Below are 20,787 nucleotides of genomic sequence, written 5' to 3'. Positions count from 1 at the left end.
GAGACGAAAAGCTAGAGGAAGGCGGAAATTGCGGACAACAATTCGGCTTCGACAGGGATTTCGACTGCGGAGAGTAATAACGGAGGAAGTCACTCCGGTGCGGGGAACCTCCGTTCGTTGCGGTCGATCTTCGCGTCCAGCGCGGCCAGCGGGTCCACGCCGAGCACGTCGCACAGCTGGAGCAGATAGGCGAGCACGTCGGCGACCTCGTCCCTGACCCGGTGCGCGGTGTCCGGATCGGCCATCACCCGCATCGACTCCTCCGGGGTCAGCCACTGGAAGATCTCGACGAGTTCGGACGCCTCGACGCTCAGCGCCGCCACCAGGTTCTTGGGCGTGTGGTACGGCTGCCAGTCACGGGCCGCGGCGAACTCGGCGAGCCGGCGTTGCAGCCGGGCCACGTCGAGGGGCTCGCGGTCTTCCCGGGGCTCTTGGTGCTGGTGCTCTCTCGTCACGGCTTCAGGTGTACCACCGTCACCGCGGGCTCCCCGGCCGCCCAGGAAGCGTCGCTCACCGCCCCCAGGAAGCGGATGTGCCCGTCCCGCGCGGACCGCTCCGCCAGCCGCAGCAGTGCCCGTCGCTGCCCCACGTCCACCTGCCGGTCGAAGCCGTCGGTGAGCACGGTCAGCGCCTGGAGCGCGGCGGGCACCTCCCCCGGCGGGTCGACCTCCAGGACACCGGGCCCGGTGAGCAGCACCAGCGCCAGGGCGGCGTACCGCAGTTCGCCGTCGCCGAGCCGCGCGAAGTCGGTGCGGAAGCCGTCGCCCCGGTCGAGCAGGGCACGCAGGGTGCCGGGGCCGGCCGGTTCGGCCAGCACGTCCGCCACCGGCCCGGCGCACCCGGCGGCGACCGCCTCGACGAACTGCGCGTGCCGCCGGCCGCACTCCGCGCGGGTGCGCCACAGCACATCGGCCAGGTTGTGGCAGGTGCCGAACAGCCGCCCCGGGCCGTGCTGCACCGGGGCCCGCATCCGCTCGGGCAGCGGATCGCAGGTGAAGACCGACCGCAGGGCGACCACCATCTGCTCGGCGGCGGCGAGCACCCGGCGCTGCCCGTCGGTCTTCCCGGCCACCCGCAGCGGCAGCAGCGCGGTGCCGAGCCGGTCGTCGGGCAGCGGGGCACGCGTGACCGGGGCCGAGCCGGCCGTGTGCCAGGCGGCCTGCACCGCGCGCCGGGCCGGGTCGCGCAGCGCCGTCTCCAGCAGCACCACTCCCCGCGCGGTGAGCCGCTCCCCCACGATCCGCAGCTCCGGCTCGGCCTGGACGGCGACGTCCAGCAGGACCGGCCCCTCCGGCCCGTCGGCCGTACAGCCGATCCGGAATCCGCGCCGCTGCTGCGCGTCGGGCCGCGCCCGCTCGGGCACACACGCCCCGGGATCCTGGAACACCTCGTCCAGCGGCGCGCCCCCGCCGAGCCGGGCGAGCGCCTCGTACGCCCGCAGGGCACTGGTCTTCCCCGCTCCGCTGGGCCCGGCGAGCAGGGTCACGGGCCCCAGCGGGAAACCGGCCCGCCGGTGCCCGGCGAAGGCGGACAGCCGCAGCTCGGTGAGGTGCGGGCGCAGCGAACGCCGTGCGCTCCCGCCGGGCGTGTCCCCGGCCGCCGCCCCCGCTGCCGGCTGCCCGGCGGACACCGACCCGGGCGGCCGCGCGGACACCGGCACCCGCACCGGCGCGCCCGGCGCGTCGGCTTCCCCGGCCGGGACGGAGGACGGGGAGGGGACGGCCCGGCCGGACGCGACGGAGGGGACGAACGGGCCAGGGGGGCCGGAGGAGTCGGGGAGTGCCGGCGAGCCGGAAGCCCCGTACGTACCGGCGCCGCCGGGCGCACCCGTCGTGGACGGACCCGGTGCCGGGGGCGGGCCGGCCGGGCCGGGCGCCCCGGAGGGCGCGGAGAGGGAAGCGGACCGCTCGGAATCCGGGGACGATGCAAAGGACGCAGCCATATGCGGACCGTAGGACCCGGCCGCGGGGCGAACCGTTCCGCTTGGCGGCCCTTCCTACGATCGGGCGACCGGACGTGCCTCCCCGCTCAGACGCCGGGCAGCCCCGCGCCCTCCATCAGCCCCTGCACCTCGGTGCCGGGCGGGGTGAGGAGGAAGACGTTCCGGTCGACCCGGTGCATCCCGCTGGCGAGACCGAAGACCACCCCCGTGCTGAAGTCGAGGACGCGCTTGGCGACCTCCCCCTCCGCCCCGGTGAGGTCGAGGAGGACGGGGATCCCCGCCATCAGGGTCTCGGCGACCTCACGGGCGTCCGCGAACACGTTGACCCGCAGCACCACGAAGCGCCGGCGGGTCTCCGTCTCCGCTTCGGGCAGCGTGCGGTGGCCGACCGCGGACGGCCACGCGTCGCGGCCCCGAAGCGGCACGACCTGGGCGAGCCCTTCCCATTGTTCATCGGTGACGTCGTGACCGTGACTGTTCACCGGCTCCCCCCGATCTGACTCGCACTCATCGCCTGCACCAGCCAATTCTTACGCCAAGTCACCCGTTCGGCCCAACAGCGACACGGTGTGCGACGCCGCAGGTCGCGATGCGGGTCACCCGCGCCGGTGCGGTGTCCTCCACTGCCCGGCCCCGCCGGAAACAGCGGAAGTGGTACGGTTCACGAACCGATCCGCGGGGGCGCCACCGGCACACCGCGCGGCACCGGATCGCACCCGGCACGCCCCAGGCCGGCGAACAGGTCGCGCGCCGCCGGGCTGACGACGCACGGCAGCACGAGCGCCCAGAAGCGCGCCAGGGCCGACCGGTCCAGCCAGCGGGGGTCCCCGCCGCCGAGGGCCTCCAGGCCGGCCGCCACGGCCACCACGGTCGTGGCGAGGTCGCAGGGCACCACACCCGGCATCAACGCCCCTTCGCGGGCCGCCCGTTCGACCGTGGCCTCGACCCACGTCTGCCAGTCCCGGCGCAGGTCGCGGGCCGCCGCGGTGCGTTCGGGGCGGGCGCTGAGCGCGAAACCCGCGCGCAGCACGACGTCCTGGGCCAGCCCCCGCACCAGGTCGTGGCTGGCGTCGATGAGGACCTGGAGGGACAGCGCGTCGCGGTGCCGGGTGATCGACCGCAGGCGTTCGCCCGCCGCGTTGACCACTCCGTCGACCAGCGCGGCCTTGTTGGCGAAGTGGAAGTGCAGTGCTCCGCTGCTGACTCCCGCCCTGGCGCTTATCACCGCGAGGGAGGACGCCTCGTACCCGTCCTGGTCGAACAGTTCGGCCGCGGCGGTGATGAGCGCGTTGCGCGTCCGGATCGCGCGTTCCTGCTTGGCCATGGAGGACTCCGTTGCTCCACTGGACGTCAGTGCCGCGGGAGACGAGGTTCCGCTCCACCCGGCAGTCGGTTCAGCCGGGTGGAGCCGGATGTACGTATGTACAGTGCATGCAGTCCTCGCCCAGTAATGGGCAGTCAGTTTAACAAACCGGCCTCGCGGTTTCCGGCCTCCCGTCTCAGCGCCGCAGCACGACGGGCAGGGCGCCGAAACCGTTGAGCAGGAACGTCGGCAGCGGGCGCAGTTCCTCCACCGGGCAGCCGAGAGCCAGGTCCGGGAAGCGCGCGAACAGGGCGCGGAAGGCGATGGTGGCCTCCAGGACCGCCAACGGCGCCCCCAGGCAGCGGTGCACGCCGTGCCCGAAGCCCAGGACGTCGCGGTCGGTGCGCAGCAGGTCGAAACGGTCGGCGTCGTCACCGTACCGCTCCGGATCGCGGCCGCCCGCCGCGAAGTTCACCAGGATCGGGTCGCCCCGGCGGATCAGCACGCCGTCCAGGTCGATGTCCTCCACGGCGAACCGCATCGGTGAGTAGGCGGCCGGGCTGTGCACCCGCAGCGTCTCGTCGACCACGTCCTCCCAGCCGGCCCGGCCGGCCCGTACGTGCGCCAGTTGCTCCGGGTCGGCCAGCAGCGACCCCACGCCGTTCACGATGAGCGTCGAGGTGGTGTCCTGGCCGGCGGCGATCATCAGGAAGAGCGTGCCGAGCAGTTCGTTCTCGCTGAGCCGGTCACCGTCGTCCCGGGCGGCGATGAGCGAGGAGGTCAGGTCGTCCCCGGGCGCCGCGCGCTTGGCCGCCACCAGCTCGGCCAGCAGCCGGAAGGCGGTGGCCCGGGCGGTCTCCATGGTCTCCGCGGTGACGCTGGACGAGAACACGACGCGCAGAGCGGCACACAGCTCGGCCCTGGCCTCCCCCTCGGGGACGCCGAACAGCTCGCAGACGACCTGGAGCGGCAGCGACTCGGCGAAGGCCGACCGGAGTTCGGCCCGGCCGTCCTCGGAAGCGGCCTCCATCGCGTCGAGCAGCGCGACGGTGATCTCCTCTATCCTCGGCTGCAGCGCGGCCGTGCGGCGGGCGGTGAAGGCCCCCGCGACCAGCCGGCGCAGGCGCGCGTGCTCCTCGCCGTACGCGAAGAGCATGTTCTCGTTGGCGACCCACGGGAAGAGCGGCCAGTCCGGTGTGATCCGCCCTTCGACGAAGGCGGGCCAGTGGCGCCGCGCGTCCTTGGAGACGCGCGGGTCCAGCAGCAATCGTTCCACCTGGCTCTGCCGGACGACGGCCCAGGCGCGGACTCCGCCGGGCAGTTCGACCTGTACGGCGGGGCCCCGCGCCCGCAGCATCGCGGCCTCGGCGGCGAGGTCCCGCCCGGTCACGTCCAGTGTGTGGACACCAGAGGTGAGGTTCATTCTCCTGCGCTCCGTTCGGTCGTCTCGCGTTCGCCCCCAGCCCTGCGCACCCACCACCGAGGAGATCGACGAGCGGCGGCTGCTGCTTCTCCCATGACGACGGGCCCGTCACCGGCCCCGCCGTGCTCGGAGGGCCGGCGCGCGCCGGCGTCACACCGGCGCGAAGTCGTGCGTCCGGTGTGTGTAGTGATACACGACCGGCGGCAGGCAGTCATGCCCGTCGGGCGAGCCTCGCGTTCCCCGGCGGCCGGGACGAACGGTAACCGCAGACGGCGAACGGCAGATGACGGACGGCGGACGGCGCAACCGGGCGCCCGCAGACGGCGAACGGCAAGCGACGGGCGGCGACTGGGCGCTCGCGGACGGCGAACGGCAGCCAGCAGGCGGCAGCTTGCCAACCGCCGACCTCCGCGACGGCCCACAGCACACGGCCCACGGCCCACGGCCGACCCCTCGACCGCGTGCCGCCGGGCGCCGCCGCCAACACCGCAGCCCCGCACCGCCGTCGGCCCCGGCCCCTTCGCCGTGCCCTCGGGGCGCCGCCGTGCTGGATGACGCGGCACCGTCGGGGGCGCGACGGCCGGTGCGCGGTGCCCTCCGGTCGGGGTCGGGCCACCTCAGGCGCCAGGTCAGGCCACCTCAGCCCAGGCCAGCTCGGCCCAAGCCAGGCCAGCTCAGCTCGCAGCCGTTCTCGCCGGGGAGCGGAGGCCGTTCCGCGCCCGGACTTCGGGTCCCCGGGACGGCGAGAGGTCCTCGTTCACCCGGACCACGCCTACCCCTGCGGTCCGCGTGGCCTCACGCCGTGACCGGCGCTTCCTCCGCCGTCCGTTCGTCGCGGAGCCGGACGGCTTCCTTGTAGACCCGCTCCGCCCGGTCGGGGGCGAAGTCCAGCCGGACCAGGACGCCCGGGACCGCGATCGCGGTGATGAGGTTGCGCATCAGGTCGGTGACCCGCTCGACCATGTCCGCGTGCCCGGTCATGATCTTGGAGAGCACCTGCACTCCGGTGAAGCTGCTGGTGAAGAGTATGGCCGTGGACGGCACATCGACGTGCGGCAGCAGCTCGCCGGCCCGCTTGGCCCGGGCCAGGACGTCCGTGTTGTGGTCGATCCAGCCCTGCATGGGCACCCGGCGGTCCAGCCCGTCCTGCGGGGAGCCCTGGTCCACGGTGAGCCGGATGCTGCCGCGCACCATCGGGTCGCCGAGACACAGCAGGTGGGCGAGGAGCAGCGCCTCGTCCAGGGTCTGCTGGAGGTACAGCTCCGTCGGCGGGACGGGGGGAAGGGCGGAGACCTGTGCGGCCAGCACCTCCTGGGCGAGCTCCTCCTTGGAGGAGAAGTGGAAGTACAACGCGCCCTTGGTCACGCCGCACTTTTTCAGGACCTCGGAGATGGTCGCAGCCTCGTAGCCGACCTCGTCGAACAGTTCCGCCGCCGCCTTGACGATCTTCTGGCGCGTGCGGATGGCCCGCTCCTGCTGTGCCACTGCACCCCTCCGTCACCTCTCGACCGGAAGAGACTGAGAGGTTTGTGTTCCTGTTGCCGCGTGGAGTGATGAGTTGGCGCCGAGTCGCACCACCCGTCGTACAAGACCGGGCGCGTGAAACCGGTTCAATTCACACGTCCGCCCGAACAATAAAACCACCCAGCCGGTTTCGCAAGGGCTTGATAACAAACCGATTGGTCCGTAGCTTTTGTCCGGAACCGTTGCCCAACTCCCGCCTTCCGGCTCGGCACTCACTGGGGGACAGTCGATGTTTCAGCGGGCCGAAGCACCGCCCGGCGGCGCCGCCGGAGAGGCCGACCGGGTGGGCGGACCGGTTGGCCGACTCCGTACCATTGCGCCCGTGGACAGCAGCGCCGTGGACGAACTCACCCATCTGCTCTTCGACGGCGACGAACGGGCCCGCGTGCACGGCCGGTGGCGCGCGCTGGTCGCGGGCGAGGACTTCGCCCACCGTCCGGGGCTCGCTCCCCGGGACCGCGCCGAACTCTCCTACCAGCGGCTCCGGCTGATCAACCGCGCCATCCCCTCCGCCGAGGCGCTGGCCTACGACGCGCGCCGGCTCGCCGCGCTGCACGAGTGGACCGGTTTCGTCGACGGCGGCCTGTGCACCCTGGCGAGCATCCACTACAACCTCTTCCTCGGCAGCCTGCTCGACCACGACGGCTACTGCCGCGATCTGTCGCCGTACACGGCCATGCGCCGCACCGGTGTCTTCCTGTGCACCGAGCTGGAGCACGGCAACGACGTGGCCAACCTGCGCACGGTCGCCCGCTACGACCGCGGGACCGGCGGGTTCGTGCTGCACACGCCGACCGCCGGGGCGCAGAAGTTCATGCCGAACACCAGCCTCACCGGGGGCCCCAAGACCGCGGTGGTCGCCGCCCGGCTGCTGGTCGACGACGAGGACCACGGCATCTTCCTCTTCCTCACCCCGCTGAGCGACGAGAACGGTCACCTGCCGGGCGTCCGGGTCCAGCGGCTGCCCGACCGCACCGGGCCGCCGGTCGACCACTGCCTGACCTCCTTCGACCACGTCCGGCTCCCGCGCGAGGCCATGCTGGAGGCGGCCCACGGCCGGCTGGACGGAAGCGGCAGGCTCACCAGTTCACTGGGCAACCGACGCAAGCGGTTCCTGCGGTCCGTCGGCCGTGTCACGGTGGGCAAGCTGTGCATGAGCGCCGGCACGCTCGGCATGGCGCGCGCCGCCCTCGCCATCGCCGTGCGCTACTCGCACCACCGGCACATCGGCGGTGCCAAGGCCGGCCAGCGCGTGCCGCTGACCGCGCACCGCAGCCACCACGCCCGGCTGCTGCGCTCCCTGTCCACCGCGTATGCCATGACGTTTCTGCACCGCGCGGTGGTCGACCGCTGGACGGCCCACGACGAGACCGACCGTGAGCAGCGCGAAGAGGTCGAGCGGCTGATCGCCGTCGCCAAGGGCTGGATCACCTGGCAGGCCAGGGACATCACCGTCGAGTGCCGGGAGCGCTGCGGGGCGCAGGGCCTCTTCCCGCAGAACGGCCTGACCGACCTCCAGCTCAGCATCGAGGGCGGCATCACGGCCGAGGGCGACAACCTGGTGATCTGGGTGAAGGCGGCCTCCGAGATGGTCTTCGGGCACGAGTCGGGCCCCGGCCGGCCGGTGCGGCCCGAGGGCCGGGATCTCGGCGACCTGGGTTTCCTGCGCGATCTGCTCGCCTCGGTGGAGCGGATCTGGCAGACCCGCGCCCGGGAGGATCTGCGCGGCGGCCCCGCCGGGGATCCGGTCGGCCGGTGGAACGCGACGGCGGAGGCCGCCCTGGAGATGGTCTCCGCGCACGCCCGGGTCCAGGCGGCCGACGCCCTGCTGGCCGCCGTCCGCGAGGCCCGCACCGCGCGTGCCAGGTTCCTGCTGGAGAACGTCGCCCGTCTCTTCCTGCTGGACCAGCTGCGCCCGCACACCGGCGACCTGCTGGCAGCGGGTCTGATGACGCCGGAGCAGGTGACGTCGCTGCCTGCCACCGAGGGCGGGGTGGTCGCGGATCTGGCCCCTCATCTGATGACCCTGGTCGACGCCTTCGACCTGCCCGAGGAGTTCCTGTCCCGGGTGCCCATCGCGGGTCCCGACTACGTGGACCACTACCGGCCCGCCCCCGATCCGGCACCGCGGTCCGCACTGGGCTCCCGCTCCCTGGCCCTGCCCACGATGGCCTGACCGCCGCTCCGAGAACGGCACCCGGGCGGGGCCGCCGGACCGCTGCCCCCCGTCCCGCCTCTTGACGTGCTCTTGACGCAATGGCTTCTATGGGAGCGCTCCCACACCTGCGCCACCCCGGCACTCCCTCCCCGTCCGGTTTCTCACTCACCCCATTGGAGCCGTAGTGAGGTCGACAGGAAGCACGTCGAGAAGTACGACGCGAACCACGCGAACCACTCCCCTGCTCGCGGTCGCGGCCGCCCTGGCCACCCTGCTGGGCCTGCTCGCGCTGGCCTCCCCGGCCGCCCGGGCGCAGTCGCCCGGCACCGCCGCCACCGGTCTGCACGTCAGCGGCGGCCGCCTCCTCGAAGGCAATGGCAACGACTTCGTGATGCGCGGCGTCAACCACGCCCACACCTGGTATCCGGGCGAGACCCGGTCGCTCGCCGACATCAAGGCACTGGGCGCCAACACCGTGCGGGTCGTCCTCTCGGACGGCCACCGCTGGACCCGCAACGGCCCCGAGGACGTCGCGGCCGTCGTCGGCGACTGCAAGGCCAACCGCCTGATCTGCGTCCTGGAGGTGCACGACACCACCGGCTACGGCGAGGAGGCCGCGGCCGGCACGCTCGACCACGCCGCCGACTACTGGCTCAGCCTCGAGGACGTCCTGGCCGGCGAGGAGGACTACGTCATCGTCAACATCGGCAACGAGCCCTGGGGGAACACGAACCCGCAGGGCTGGACCGAGCCGACGATCGCCGCCGTCAAGAAGCTGCGCGCCGCCGGTTTCCAGCACACGATCATGGTGGACGCGCCGAACTGGGGCCAGGACTGGCAGGGCGTCATGCGGGCCGACGCCCGGTCCGTGTACGCCGCCGACCCCACCGGCAACCTGGTCTTCTCGATCCACATGTACAGCGTCTACGACACGGCCCAGGAGATCACCGACTATCTGAACGCCTTCGTCACCGCAAAACTCCCCCTCGTCATCGGTGAGTTCGGCGGGCCGGCGGACCAGTGGGGCGACCCGGACGAGGACACCATGATGGCCACCGCCGAGCGGCTCGGCCTGGGCTACCTGGCGTGGTCCTGGAGCGGCAACACGGACCCGGTCCTCGACCTGGCGATCGGTTTCGACCCGGCGCGGCTCAGCTCCTGGGGGCAGCGCGTCTTCCACGGCGCGAACGGCATCGCGCACACCTCCCGCGAGGCCACGGTGTTCGGCGGCACCGGCCCGGACACCCAGGCCCCGACCGCCCCCGGCACCCCGGCCGCCTCCGCCGTCTCCGCCACCTCCGTCACCCTCACCTGGCCCGCGGCGGACGATGACGTCGCCGTCACCGGCTACGACGTGGTCCGGGTCAGCGGCACCACGGAGACCCCGGCCGCCTCCGCCACCACCACCCGGGCCACGGTCTCCGGTCTGAGCGCGCAGACGGCGTACACCTTCGCCGTCTACGCCAGGGACGCGGCCGGGAACCGCTCGCCGCGCTCGGCCACGGTCACCGTCACCACCGGCAAGGACACCGGCACGCCCGGCACCGGCTGCGCGGTCGGCTACCGCGTCGTCAACCAGTGGCCCGGTGGCTTCCAGGGCGAGATCACCCTCCGCAACACCGGGACGACCGGCATCAACGGCTGGACCCTGGCCTTCGCCTTCCCGGACGGCCAGACCATCAGCAACCTGTGGGGCGGCACCCCCGCCCAGGCCGGCTCCGCCGTGACGGTCGCCGCGGCCCCCTACACCGCCGCGATCCCCGCCTCCGGCTCGGTCACGCTCGGCTTCACCGGCACCCGGGCCACCGCCAACACCGCCCCGGCGGCGTTCACCCTGAACGGGACGGCCTGCGCGGTCTCCTGACGCGCGCGCCACCACGGCCGGCCGGCGGGGACCGGGTCCCCGCCGGCCGCTGTGGGCGAACCGCCGCGGCGCCCGGCTCAGAAGGGCGTCCGCATCTCCCCGGACCACCCGGTGCCGCCCGCGGCCGCGTGCTGACGGGCGGCGCTGTGCGTGAGCCGTACGAGATCGGTCCGGGAGCGGATGGACAGCGCCTGGAAGATCTTGCGCAGGTGGTAGTTGACCGTGTGCGGCGACAGGTACAGGCGCCCCGCGATCTCCTTGTTGGTGAGCCCCTGCACCGTGAGCCGTGCGATGAGCACCTGCTTCTCCGTCAGGTGGTCCCAGCCCGGGATCGGGGGCACCGCACCGGTGCCGTCCGCCGGTTCGCGCTCCGCGGCCCCGGCCGGGAACCCGTCCGGGGCGGGCGGGGCGGTGCTCGCGAACGGCTGCGGACGTATGGCGGGGCCCGCGGGCGGGGCGGATCTGTCCGGGCCGGTGCCCCGGCCGACGCCTTCGAGCGCCGCACCGAACTGCCGGGCCCGGTACTCGTCCGCCTGCCGGCGGATGGCCGCCTGCGCCGAGGCCGGCATGGAGTCCAGGATGACCTGCCGGAACAGCATGTTGCTGAACCGCACGTCGTCCCGGTCCCGGCTCAGCAGGCCGGAGAACACCGCCTCCTGGAGATCCGGCAGCAGTTGTGACGGCTTGACCCCGAGTACGTCGGTCAGCTCGCCGAAGATCAGGTGGGTGCCCAGGACGGAGGCCACGAGGAGCAGGTGGGTGCAGGAGGGAGAGCAGTCCTGGAGATAACGGCGCACCAGCGCGGTGAACTTCTCCGGCAGCCCGGCGCCGGTCAGCCGGGCGCGCGCGCCGATCTCCACCCGGCCCTCGTCGAGGAACCCTTCGAGCAGCACCCGCAGCGCCTGGGGATGTCCCGAGACCGAGGACACCGCCCGGGCCAGTTCGCCCTCGGGTTCGGCGCCCAGGATGTCCTGGGCCATCCGCTGGACGGCACGCTCGTCGAGCGGACGCAGCCGGAACGCCCGGTGGGGCTCGGCCAGGGAGCCCAGGGCGATGTCGAGCGGGCTGTTGGGCCTCCCCCACCGGCGGCTCGTGCACCAGACGACCGGCAGTCCCGCGGCCTTCAGGCGCACCCTCGACAGCGCCTTGACGTCGGTCTCGTCGGAGCAGTGGGTGTCGTCCAGGAGGACGACGACGGTGCCGTCGTACGTGACGGGGTCCTCGTGGAGCCCCCGCAGCACCGTCGCGCCGGCCGACTCCGCCAGGGCGGCGGCCTCGGCGAGCAGGCGGGACTTGCCCGTTCCCGGCCCTCCCTCGAGGGAGACGCGGAGGCTTCCGGCCTGGTGCGCGGAGCGGATGGCGTGACAAAGCGTCGACACTTCCTCGGACCGACCGTGCAGCGGGTGAGTTCCGGCCTCCAGCACTGGGTTCACGTTCTGTCACCTTCTGTCGGCGTGGATGGGGAAAGCAGAGGGGACCACTGGCCGCAGGGCCCCGACGGGGATCGGTCGAGGGGTGCCGGGGCGATCGCTGCGCGTGGGTGACGGCCGCGCTGCCGGGCGCCGTGCACCGGCCTCGTCGCCGATGGGAAACCGCCAACCCGGCATAGAAGGTCACCCGGCGCCGGGGGCCGGTGCAAGGACGGTCGTTCAACCGTCGCCTACTTGGTCAGGTTGCCCCCGGCCTGCCCGGCCGAGTCAAGGGCCCCGTACAGCAGCAGATCCCAGGCACGCGCGACGCGGCGGACGGCGGGGGAGTCGCCGTCCGTCCCCAGTGCGGCGCAGCGCGTGTACTCCTCGATGCCCATGATGAGGAACAGCACCGATTCGGCGAACGTCTCGGGCGCGACCCGCGGGCGCAGCCGTCCTTCGTCGTGTGCCCGGCGCAGCAGTTCGGTCAGACAGGTGAGCCAGACGCCGGTCCAGCCGTCACCGCCCGAGCGTTCACGGGTGAGCCGGGCGGTCGCGCGGACCGTGGTGCACTCCTCCAGGAGCCGGGTGACCGACAGCGCCAGGGCGCGCGCGCCGTGCAGCGGGGCGACGGGCAGGCCGGCCGTCTGCTCGACGACGTCCCTGGTGATCTCGATGCCGGACAGCTGGACGGCGTCCGCGAGGTCCTGCTTGGTCGGGAAGTGGAAGGTGAGCGCGCCCATGGAGATCCCGGCGGCCCTCGTGACGCAGTTGAGCGGGGTGCCGGCGTATCCGCGCAGGTCGAACTGTTCCGCGGCGGCCTGCAGGATGAGGCGCCGCGTCCGCACGGCTCGTACCTGCTTCACACCGACGTTCTCCCGCAATCCCTGCACCTCGCGCGCGGTCCGCCCGACTCTTCCGGCGCTGGTCGAACGGTCGACCAGTGGTGACACCGGCCCGAAATCCGAGACAAACCTTGCATTGTTCGCCTCACCGAAGGCAAGCCCCGGCTGAGCCGTCGGCCGCGTGATCGGCTGGATCCCGACCCAAAACAAAGAGAACGTCTGCTATGTTTTGGCTGCGGTCAAGGTCGTCGCCAACGCATCGAGGGGGAACGCGTCACCATGGTCACCACCTGCCCCGCAAGGTCATCCGTCGCGCGCACGGGGTGGTCCCTGACCGACTTCGTCCACACGGTGTTCGGGAGCCTGCCGCGCGTGGACCAGCAGCGCTGGGCCGACGTGTACCTGCGCGGACTGCTGAGCACCCCCGGCCGCAAGACGATGCAGCGCCTGGCCGGACAGATATGCGGTGAGCCGAGCGCCGGGCAGGCGCTCCAGCAGTTCATCACCGCCAGCCCCTGGGACTGGCACCAGCCGCGGTCCGTCCTCGCCCGCCTGGCGGCCCGCCGGCTCCCGGACCACGCCTGGGTCGCCGCCACGTTCGTGGCCGAGAAGAAGGGCAGCAGTTCCGTCGGGGTCCAGCGCCGTTTCGTGCCCGGGCTGGGCGCCACGGTCAACTGCCAGGTCGGCGTCGGCCTGTTCATGGTCTCGCGGACCGAGGCGATCCCCGTCGACTGGGACCTCGTCCTGGACGGCGGATGGTGCGAGGACGCCGCGCTGCGCCGGCGGGCGAGGATCCCCGACTCGGTCACCGGCGGTTCGGCCTGGAAGCGCGCCCTGGAGATGGCCGCCGGCGCCGGCTCGGCACCGTGGGCCCAGCGCACACCGCTCGTCGCCGACCTGACCGTCACCGGGGACCTGGCCGAGCCCGCCGCCGGGCCGGCGTCCGGTCCGGGAGAGTGGCTGGTCCGGGTGCGCCCCGACCACCCCGTGGTGCAGCACGGTCCCGGAACGCCCGCGTCCCCGCCGGCCGGCCCCGCGACCGCGGAGCAGATGATCGGAGCGGGCGGGACCCGCTTCCGCGTGGCCCTGTCCCACCTGGACGCCGGCTGCGGGCCGGTGCGGGTCCGCTCGGCGCTGGTGCGCCTGCCGGGACGGCACGCGACCGGCCCCGGCGGGCACCCGCCCGTGCACCGGCTGTTCGCGCTCGACTCCCCCGGCGGGAGCGGCGGCGCGCAGTACTGGCTCAGCTCCCTGCGCCGGCGCAACGCGGGCTACGTCTTCTCCCTGATACGGCGTCAGCAGCTCGTGGCGGACAGCCTGCGGGAACTGGAGGAGAGCTACGGCCTCCTGGACTTCGAGGGGCGCTCCTACCCCGGCTGGCACCACCACATGACGATGGTGTCCGCCGCGTACGCCTACCGGCGCCTGACCTCCGGCCCCGCCGACTGCCTGAGCGCCTGACGCCCCCGTCCGGGGAGTGTCCCGAACGGGGGCGTCCGGCGGGCGCGGCGGGTCAGGCGGCGGTCCAGCCGCCGTCCACCGCCATGGCGGCACCGGTGACGAACGAGGCGCGGCCCGCCAGCAGCCAGGCCGCGGCCTCGGCGACCTCGTGGGGCGCCGCCATGCGCCGCTGGGGGGCGCGGCGCACGAAGGGCTCCTCCAACCGCGGGTCCTCGCTGAGCACTTCCTCCATCAGCTCGGTCCTGACACTGCCCACCACCAGGGCGTTGACCCGGATGCCGCGCTCGCCGTAGTCGGCCGCGGCGGCGCGGGTCAGGCCCAGCACCGCGTGCTTGGCGGCCACGTACGGTGCTCCCGAGCCCGGTGCCAGCACCCCCGCCACACTGGAGGTGTTCACGATCGAACCGCCCTGCCCGTCGGCGAGCATGGCCGGTATCTGCCGCCGCAGGCAGTTCCACACGCCGCGCACGTTCACGTCCATGACGCGCTCGTAGTCGGCCTGGTCGATCTCGTGGAGCGGTTTGCCCACACAGGCCCAGCCGGCGTTGTTGAACGCCCCGTCCAGCCGGCCGAACCGGCGCACCGCCTCCTCCACGGTCCGGGCGACGTCCTGCTCGCGGGTGACGTCGCCCGGCGCGGGCAGCGCCGATCCCCCGTTCTCCTCGATCTCTGCCGCCAGTTCGCGCAGCCGCTGCTCGCGCCGGGCCATCAGCACGACGTGGGCGCCCTCCGCGGCGAACAGCCGGGCGGCGGCGGCTCCGATGCCGCTGGAGCAACCGGTGATCATGATGGTCTTGCCGTCCAGGAGCATGTGGGTGTCGTCCTCTTCTCCTATCGAGGGGTCCGAACGTTTCCGGGGCGGGCGGGCGGTTCTCAGCGGAACCGGGCCAGATGCGCGCGGGCCCACGCCTCGAACGGCGTGGCGGGGCGGCCCGTCACCCGCTCCACGTCCCGGGTGACGGAGGCCTTGGCCCCGGCGGCCTGTCGCCGGGCGCTCTCCAGCAGTGCCCGGGCGACGGGTTCCGGGTACCGGGCGCGCCAGTGCGCCAGGGCCTCCTCCTCCGTCAGTGCCTCGTGCCGCAGCGGGCGCCCCAGCAGTTCGGCGAGGTGGGCCACCTGCTCGCGCGCCGAGAGGGCACGGGGGCCGGTCAGGGCGTAGGCCCGGCCGTGGTGGCCGCGGCCGGTGAGGGCGCGGGCCGCCGCCTCGGCCAGGTCGGCGGGGTCCACGCAGGCGTTCGGGGCGTCCCCGTGCAGGGTGCGCACCGGGCCGCCGGCGCGGACGGCGTCCGCCCAGGCCAGGCAGTTGGACATGAAGGCGCGTGCCCGCAGGAACGTCCAGGCCGGTCCCGCGGCCCGCCAGATGTCCTCGCAGTCGCGCTGCCAGCGGGTGATCAGGTCCTGGGCTCCGGTGTCGGTGACGGCGAGCGCGGAGAGCTTGACGACGTGGCGCACCCCCGCCTGCCGGGCCGCGTCGGCGAGGTGCTCGTCGTGGCACGGCCGTACGGGGTCGAAGGTGGCGACGAACAGGGCGTCGGCCCCTTCGAGGAGGCGTTCCAGACCGGCTCGGCGGCCGAAGTCGGCCTGTACGGGGCGGCCCGGGACGCCCAGCCGGGCGGCCTGCTCCGGTGACCTGGTCAGCGAGAGCACCTCGTGGTCGGCGCCCAGCAGTGCGGCCAGCCGGCGTCCGACGGTTCCGGTGGCTCCCGCGACGGCGATCCGCAGTCTCACCGGGACCTGCCCCTCGCGACGTCGAGGTCGATGCGCGCGATGGTCTCGGGGCGGGCGATGCCGGGCAGCAACATCCGCCACATGACGACCGTGCGGCGCGGCAGATCGGCGCGGTCGCTGATCAGCTGTGAGTACAGCTGGACGCCGGTACACGCGCCGACCAGGAACTCCGCGATGTCGTCGGGCCGGGTCGTGGGCAGCAGTTCGTCCTCGTCGACGGCCGTGTGCAGGCACTCCGCCATTATCTCCTTCCAGCCCAGGTAGGAGGAGGCGTCCCGCAGCCCGAAGCTCCCCTGTTCGACCGAGAGCCGGACACCCGCGCGGAGCAGGGCGTTCACCTGGAGTTCGTGCGCCCACACCAGGGTGATGTCGACCAGGCGCTGGAGTCCGCGGGAGTTCAGCCTCGGCTCGATCACGGCGGGCTGGGCGCTCATGACGGCGCGGGCCAGGCCCTCCTTGGACTTGAAGTGGAAGTAGAGAGCCCCGGCGGTGACCTTGGCTCGTTCGAGGATGCGGTTGATGCCCGCCCCCGCGTATCCGCACTCGTCGAACACCTCGGCTCCCGCCCGCAGCAGTACTTCGCGGGTGCGCAGAGCCCTCTCCTGGGTCGGTCGGGTCATCGTCTGATCAGCCATCCTCGACAACAAAAAGAACGTCCTTTAGGTTTACATGCGGCTGCCGCGGCAGTCCAGCTACCGCCCTAGACGGGCCTTGTTCGGTCACCTTCTGTCCCTTGGGAGTGACGTTGACCAAGCCGTTAACCATCGATGCCGCCGCCGGGACGCGCCCAGTCGCGCAGCGGTCCGTCCACAAACACAATGCCGACCAGGTGCTCCTGACGGGGTGGCGGCGCGTCGCGGACAACTGTTTCGTCGTCACCGCCCGCTGGCCGGGAGATCACCCCTTCTATGCCGTGCGCGGCGGGCGCCACGACCCCCTCCTCCTCAGCGAGACCGTTCGCCAGTCGTTCCCGCTGCTGTCGCACCACGCCTACGACGTCCCCTTCGGGCACCACCTGGTCTGGGACACCTACGCCTGGCGGCTGGACCCGGCGGCCCTGTGGGCCGACGGATCACCGGCCGACGTCGAACTGCACGTGTCCGCCCGGGAGGTGGTGCACCGCCGCGGGAGCGTGGCGGCCCTCGCGCTCGACTACGAGGTCCTGCGGGACGGGGTGCCGCTGGCCACCGCCGCAAGCCGCTTCACCATCCAGGCCCCCGCCGTCTACCGGCGGCTGCGCGGCGCGCACGCCGACCTGGCGGCCGTCCGGCCGATCCCCGTGCCGGCCGCGATACCCGCCGGACCCGCGGGCCGCGACCGGGCCGCCGATGTCGTCCTCGCGCCCGCCGGCTCGGCCCGCCGCTGGCAGTTGAGGGTGGACACCGGGCACCGGGCGCTCTTCGACCACCCGGTCGACCACGCCCCCGGCATGCTGCTGCTGGAGGCCGCCCGGCAGGCGGCCCACGTCCTCGACGGCTGGCCGTACGCCGCGGTGACGGCGATGCAGACCCGGTTCCTCCGGTACGCGGAACTGGACGCGCCCGCCTGGGTCGAGGCCAGGGAGACCGGCAGGGACGCCGCCGGGCGGCCGACGCTGTCCGTGACCGGGACGCAGCACGGTCACGAGCTGTTCGACTGCGCGGTCACGCTGGACGCGGGCGGCCCGCGGTGCCGTTAGGGCCTCCCGTCCGGTTCTTCCCGCCTCACCCGCCGGCCCCGCCCGCGCGGCGGGGCGGGCGGGACCGCGGCGGCCGCCTGCCGGCCCGCCGGTGACGGCGGGCCGCGCGCGTGGGCGTCGCGGCACACACGAAGGGGCGGCCGGCTGGATGCCGGCCGCCCCTTCGCCGAACGCGGGTCAGACCTGCTCGGTCTGCTTGGCGGGCGCGCCGGTGGGCGCGGCCGCGACGGCCGTCTCGGGCCCGGCGGCCGCCGCCGGGGCGGACCTGCGGCCGAGATCGGGCAGGACGGTGGCCAGGCCGGCGACGGCCATGACGGCACCGAGCCAGAGCGGTGCGCGCAGACCCCACGCCTCGATGACGACGGCACCGATGGAGGAACCGAGGATGATGCCGAGGGTGATGAAGGAGGAGTGGACCGTGTTGACGAGCGGGCCGGCGTTTCCGGTGCGCTGCACGCGGGTCGCCATCGCCGGGTTCATCGTGACGCCGACCAGGCCGATGCCCATCATGCAGACGACCGCCGGGACGGGCAGGTCGGCCAGGAGCGCGAAGCCGGCCAGGAAGACGGTGTTCAGGACCAGGCCGACGGCGAGCACCGGGACGGTGTGGGCGTCGGCGAAGCGGCCGACGACGTTGTTGCCGATGACGGTGGCGGCGCCGTAGGCGATCAGCAGCAGCGGGACGGTGCCGGTGGAGAAGCCGGTGACCTCGGTGAGGATCGGGTTGAAGTAGCTGAACGCGGAGAAGGTGGCGCCGATGATGAGCGTGCTGGTGGACAGCACCAGCCACAGCTTGGGCTTGCGGAAGACGCCGACCTCCTCGCGGAAGCTGCCGCCGCCCTCGGCCCGCTCGATGCGCGGCACCCCGAAGAGGGTGGCCACCGCGGCGATCACGGTGATCGCGGTGATGGTCCAGAACGCCGCGCGCCAGCCGAAGCGCTCACCGACGAGGGTGGAGATGGGCAGGCCCAGCAGGGTGCCGAGCATCAGGCCGTTCATGGCCACCGCGATCGCCCGGCCGCGCACCTCGGGGCGGGTGAGCTGGGCGCACATGGAGATGCCCACGCCGAAGAACGCCTGCGAGGCGATGCCGGTGATGATGCGCGCGGCCATCATCGTCCCGTAGCCGGTCGCGGTGGCGGCCAGCACGTTGCCCGCCAGGAAGATGGCGAACAGCACCATCAGGGCGGTGCGGGGCGGGAACTTCATGACGGCGATGGTGAGGAAGGGCCCGCCGGCCGCCATGGCCACGGCGAAGGCGGTGATGAGGTATCCGATCTGCGGGATCGTCGCGTTCAGGCCGTCGGCCATCTGCGGCATCAGTCCGGCGACCACGAACTCGCTGGTCACCATGGCGAAGATGCCGAGTGCCAGGACGTATACGGCGCGAGGCACGGTTCGGTCTCCTTCGGTGTGCTGTCCGGCGGTCGGCGCGCCGGACCACGTCGGTCCTAGTTATGGATAGATCAGTTCAAAACTTGGGCGCACGGAGGCGCCGCCCGGTGCGGGCAGCGTCGCCGTCAGCCGGTCAGGGCGTCCAGGGTGACGTCGGCGATCGACTCCAGCGCGGCGCGGTCGGCGCCGCCCTGACTGGAGATCCGCATCCCGCCGATCGCCGCGTTGACGAAGCGGGCCAGCGCGCCGGGATCCCGGGCGGAGGTGATGCTCCCGTCCCGCCGGCCCTCCTCCAGCACCGCACGCAGGGCGGCCAGCCGGCGGGCGGTGTCCCGCTCCAGCATCGCCGCCGCCCGGGCGTCCCGGGCCGACAGCTCCACCGTGGTGTTCACGGTCAGGCAGCCGAGGCTGCGACCGCCCGCGCGGTGCTCCGTCTCCCCCTCGACGACCATGGCGAGCAGGGCGCGGACACGCTCCGCCGCACTGAGCCGGTCGTCCTCCAGGACGGCCAGGTGCGCGCTGGTCATGGTGTCGATGTAGCGGGCCAGCGCCCGCTCGAAGAGGTCGTGCTTGCTCTTGAAGGTGTTGTAGATGCTGCTGCGCCCCAGGCCCGTGGCCTCGCACAGGTCCTGCGTGGAGGTGGCCTCGTAGCCCTTCTCCCAGAACGTGCGCATCGCCGCGTCCAGGGCCCGCTCCTCGTCGAAGCTCCTCGGTCGGGCCATGTCCCGAGCCTAGCACGTTTTGGATCGGCTGGTCCAATAGTCTGCGGAGCGCGGTCACGGGGCGCCCGCCTGGTAGCGCCGCCCCAGGACGGCGCGCGGCGACCACGGGCGCCGCCCCGTGCGGAACATCGCGTCCACCCGGGCCAGCGCGCCCGGCCGCAGCTCCTCGGTGCCGCCGAGCGCCGCCAGCCGGGTGGCCGAGTCGTCACCGAGGTACAGCGCGCCCAGGTCCCGCACGTCGATCCGCACGTCCGGGGCGCGCCCGGTGGGCGCGCAGGACGCGCCGTCCGGCCCGCCCTCCAGCGCCCATCTGCCCGCGGCGTAGCCGGCCGCGTCCGTCACCTCCAGCACCAGGGCGCCCTCGACGCCGTAGGTACGGGCCGACAGCGCCCGCGGGGTGTCCAGCACCCGCAGCCACATGTAGTCGCTCAGGGCGCTGATCCGCGCCGCCCGCGGATCGCCGAGCCACAGCGGGAGCAGCGTGTCCGGGGCGCGGTAGGGCAGGTGCACGGTGGACACCCAGTCGACCGTCACCGCGTACCGCAGCAGGGCCGCCTCCGCGCGCGGCGACACCGCGACGAGGTCCCGGATCCACAGCGGCGAGCGGGGCAGCATGCTCCCCCAGGTCTCCTCCGCGCTGAAGCACAGCAGGCCGTCGGCCTCACCGGTGTCCGGGTCGACGTGGAGGGCGAAGAACGGCTCGGGCCCCTCGGCGGCGCCCTCCGGACGCTGCCCGGTGGCGTCCAGCCACCACTGCTCGTCCCGGCGCAGCGCCCCGTGCTGGACGGCGCGCAGCCGCTCGTAGACCGCCGGGGCCGCCTTCAGGTACTCCCGGGCGTCCACCTGGAGCACCCCGGAGACGTCCGCGGTGCGCCCCGGGTCCAGCCGCGCGCGGTGCACGTCGATCTCGAACCAGGCCATGGCCGTCGCGGGCCCGAACCCGTAGCGCCCGTACAGCGGGTACTGGGCGGCGTCCAGGACGGCGAGCGGCTCACCGCGCTCGTGGGCGCCCCGGAGGTCCGTGGCCACCATCCTGCTCAGCAGGCCGCGCCTGCGGTGCGTGCCCGCGACGCTGACCTTGGACACGGCCGACACGGGCAGCACGGCCCCGCCCGGCACGGTGAGTTCCTGGGGGGTGCTGCGGTAGGTGCCCACGCACCGGTCCATGTCGAAGGCGCCGATGAGCCGGTCCTGACGGGCGGTCGCCCGGATGGCGTCGACGCTGTGCTCGGTGTAGGGGCGCAGGTACCCGTTGCCCCAGGTACGGGTCCAGGCGGGCAGGTCGTCCTCGGTGACGGCCCGTATGTCGATCACCGCTGAATCGGTCATTGCTGC

General features: G+C 73.3%; 18 protein-coding genes. 4 read left to right on the top strand and 14 right to left on the bottom strand.

What is annotated here, in order from left to right; all coding sequences use genetic code 11:
* Window positions 1-89: 89 nt before the first annotated feature.
* From SGLAU_RS25230 to SGLAU_RS25205, 6 genes are all read right to left on the bottom strand, one after another.
* On the bottom strand, window positions 90-455 hold the full coding sequence (locus SGLAU_RS25230; protein ID WP_052413882.1) for a nucleotide pyrophosphohydrolase: 366 nt from the start codon (window positions 453-455) through the stop codon (window positions 90-92).
* The gene (locus SGLAU_RS25225) at window positions 452-1,660 is read right to left on the bottom strand and encodes a hypothetical protein (RefSeq protein ID WP_043507004.1); all 1,209 of its coding nucleotides are present in this window, start codon (window positions 1,658-1,660) and stop codon (window positions 452-454) included. The genes SGLAU_RS25230 and SGLAU_RS25225 overlap by 4 nt, the downstream gene beginning before the upstream one ends.
* Window positions 1,661-2,028: 368 nt before the next feature.
* On the bottom strand, window positions 2,029-2,424 hold the full coding sequence (locus tag SGLAU_RS25220) for a cell division protein SepF (RefSeq protein ID WP_043504753.1): 396 nt from the start codon (window positions 2,422-2,424) through the stop codon (window positions 2,029-2,031).
* Window positions 2,425-2,603: 179 nt separating this feature from the next.
* Complete coding sequence (locus SGLAU_RS25215; RefSeq protein ID WP_052413881.1) at window positions 2,604-3,266, bottom strand: ScbR family autoregulator-binding transcription factor; 663 nt, start codon at window positions 3,264-3,266, stop codon at window positions 2,604-2,606.
* A gap of 175 nt (window positions 3,267-3,441) precedes the next feature.
* The gene (locus SGLAU_RS25210) at window positions 3,442-4,668 is read right to left on the bottom strand and encodes a cytochrome P450 family protein (RefSeq protein WP_043504752.1); all 1,227 of its coding nucleotides are present in this window, start codon (window positions 4,666-4,668) and stop codon (window positions 3,442-3,444) included.
* 795 nt (window positions 4,669-5,463) lie between these two features.
* A complete protein-coding gene (locus SGLAU_RS25205; protein ID WP_043504751.1) occupies window positions 5,464-6,153 on the bottom strand; it encodes a ScbR family autoregulator-binding transcription factor in 690 nt (229 codons plus the stop codon).
* Between the two features lie 361 nt (window positions 6,154-6,514).
* On the opposite strand from SGLAU_RS25205, the gene SGLAU_RS25200 reads away from it, so the two are divergent.
* On the top strand, window positions 6,515-8,368 hold the full coding sequence (locus tag SGLAU_RS25200; RefSeq protein ID WP_063838894.1) for an acyl-CoA dehydrogenase: 1,854 nt from the start codon (window positions 6,515-6,517) through the stop codon (window positions 8,366-8,368).
* Window positions 8,369-8,534: 166 nt separating this feature from the next.
* Window positions 8,535-10,214: a cellulase family glycosylhydrolase gene (locus SGLAU_RS25195; protein WP_043504750.1), complete on the top strand. Its 1,680-nt coding sequence runs from the start codon at window positions 8,535-8,537 to the stop codon at window positions 10,212-10,214.
* A 77-nt stretch (window positions 10,215-10,291) separates the two neighbouring features.
* Here the strand turns inward: SGLAU_RS25195 and SGLAU_RS25190 are convergent, their stop codons facing one another.
* Together SGLAU_RS25190 and SGLAU_RS25185 are read right to left on the bottom strand one after the other, a co-directional pair.
* A complete protein-coding gene (locus SGLAU_RS25190; RefSeq protein ID WP_159072804.1) occupies window positions 10,292-11,593 on the bottom strand; it encodes a helix-turn-helix transcriptional regulator in 1,302 nt (433 codons plus the stop codon).
* A gap of 281 nt (window positions 11,594-11,874) precedes the next feature.
* The gene (locus tag SGLAU_RS25185) at window positions 11,875-12,489 is read right to left on the bottom strand and encodes a TetR/AcrR family transcriptional regulator (RefSeq protein WP_043506999.1); all 615 of its coding nucleotides are present in this window, start codon (window positions 12,487-12,489) and stop codon (window positions 11,875-11,877) included.
* Window positions 12,490-12,747: 258 nt separating this feature from the next.
* On the opposite strand from SGLAU_RS25185, the gene SGLAU_RS25180 reads away from it, so the two are divergent.
* Window positions 12,748-13,929 carry a transposase gene (locus SGLAU_RS25180; RefSeq protein WP_043504748.1) on the top strand — a complete coding sequence of 394 codons (1,182 nt, stop codon included), beginning with the start codon at window positions 12,748-12,750 and terminating at the stop codon, window positions 13,927-13,929.
* Between the two features lie 52 nt (window positions 13,930-13,981).
* Here the strand turns inward: SGLAU_RS25180 and SGLAU_RS25175 are convergent, their stop codons facing one another.
* The 3 genes from SGLAU_RS25175 to SGLAU_RS25165 all read right to left on the bottom strand — a co-directional run bounded on the left by SGLAU_RS25175 (window position 13,982) and on the right by SGLAU_RS25165 (window position 16,277).
* Entirely contained in the window at window positions 13,982-14,740 is a 759-nt protein-coding gene (locus SGLAU_RS25175) for an SDR family NAD(P)-dependent oxidoreductase (RefSeq protein ID WP_078957885.1), read from the bottom strand.
* A 62-nt stretch (window positions 14,741-14,802) separates the two neighbouring features.
* Entirely contained in the window at window positions 14,803-15,657 is an 855-nt protein-coding gene (locus tag SGLAU_RS25170; protein WP_279628007.1) for an NAD(P)H-binding protein, read from the bottom strand.
* Window positions 15,654-16,277 carry a ScbR family autoregulator-binding transcription factor gene (locus SGLAU_RS25165; RefSeq protein WP_043504746.1) on the bottom strand — a complete coding sequence of 208 codons (624 nt, stop codon included), beginning with the start codon at window positions 16,275-16,277 and terminating at the stop codon, window positions 15,654-15,656. The genes SGLAU_RS25170 and SGLAU_RS25165 overlap by 4 nt, the downstream gene beginning before the upstream one ends.
* Window positions 16,278-16,396: 119 nt before the next feature.
* On the opposite strand from SGLAU_RS25165, the gene SGLAU_RS25160 reads away from it, so the two are divergent.
* Window positions 16,397-17,335, top strand: a complete 939-nt coding sequence (locus tag SGLAU_RS25160; protein ID WP_063838893.1) for a ScbA/BarX family gamma-butyrolactone biosynthesis protein — start codon at window positions 16,397-16,399, stop codon at window positions 17,333-17,335.
* 177 nt (window positions 17,336-17,512) lie between these two features.
* Here SGLAU_RS25160 and SGLAU_RS25155 read toward each other — a convergent pair whose 3' ends face one another.
* From SGLAU_RS25155 to SGLAU_RS25145, 3 genes are all read right to left on the bottom strand, one after another.
* The gene (locus SGLAU_RS25155) at window positions 17,513-18,730 is read right to left on the bottom strand and encodes an MFS transporter (RefSeq protein ID WP_043504745.1); all 1,218 of its coding nucleotides are present in this window, start codon (window positions 18,728-18,730) and stop codon (window positions 17,513-17,515) included.
* A 125-nt stretch (window positions 18,731-18,855) separates the two neighbouring features.
* On the bottom strand, window positions 18,856-19,452 hold the full coding sequence (locus SGLAU_RS25150) for a TetR/AcrR family transcriptional regulator (protein ID WP_043504744.1): 597 nt from the start codon (window positions 19,450-19,452) through the stop codon (window positions 18,856-18,858).
* A 54-nt stretch (window positions 19,453-19,506) separates the two neighbouring features.
* Window positions 19,507-20,781 carry a GNAT family N-acetyltransferase gene (locus tag SGLAU_RS25145; protein ID WP_052413878.1) on the bottom strand — a complete coding sequence of 425 codons (1,275 nt, stop codon included), beginning with the start codon at window positions 20,779-20,781 and terminating at the stop codon, window positions 19,507-19,509.
* Window positions 20,782-20,787 lie beyond the last annotated feature (6 nt).

The organism is Streptomyces glaucescens, assembly GCF_000761215.1.
GTDB classification, from domain to species: domain Bacteria; phylum Actinomycetota; class Actinomycetes; order Streptomycetales; family Streptomycetaceae; genus Streptomyces; species Streptomyces glaucescens_B.
This window is presented reverse-complemented; position numbering and strand designations above follow the sequence as displayed.

Bases quoted from the DNA above. Each gene is read 5' to 3' on its own strand.
- SGLAU_RS25145 (WP_052413878.1), bottom strand. From the start codon at position 20,781: ATGACCGATTCAGCGGTGATCGACATACGGGCCGTCACCGAGGACGAC.
- SGLAU_RS25150 (WP_043504744.1), bottom strand. From the start codon at position 19,452: ATGGCCCGACCGAGGAGCTTCGACGAGGAGCGGGCCCTGGACGCGGCG.
- SGLAU_RS25215 (WP_052413881.1), bottom strand. From the start codon at position 3,266: ATGGCCAAGCAGGAACGCGCGATCCGGACGCGCAACGCGCTCATCACC.
- SGLAU_RS25180 (WP_043504748.1), top strand. From the start codon at position 12,748: ATGGTCACCACCTGCCCCGCAAGGTCATCCGTCGCGCGCACGGGGTGG.
- SGLAU_RS25165 (WP_043504746.1), bottom strand. From the start codon at position 16,277: ATGACCCGACCGACCCAGGAGAGGGCTCTGCGCACCCGCGAAGTACTG.
- SGLAU_RS25175 (WP_078957885.1), bottom strand. From the start codon at position 14,740: ATGCTCCTGGACGGCAAGACCATCATGATCACCGGTTGCTCCAGCGGC.
- SGLAU_RS25210 (WP_043504752.1), bottom strand. From the start codon at position 4,668: ATGAACCTCACCTCTGGTGTCCACACACTGGACGTGACCGGGCGGGAC.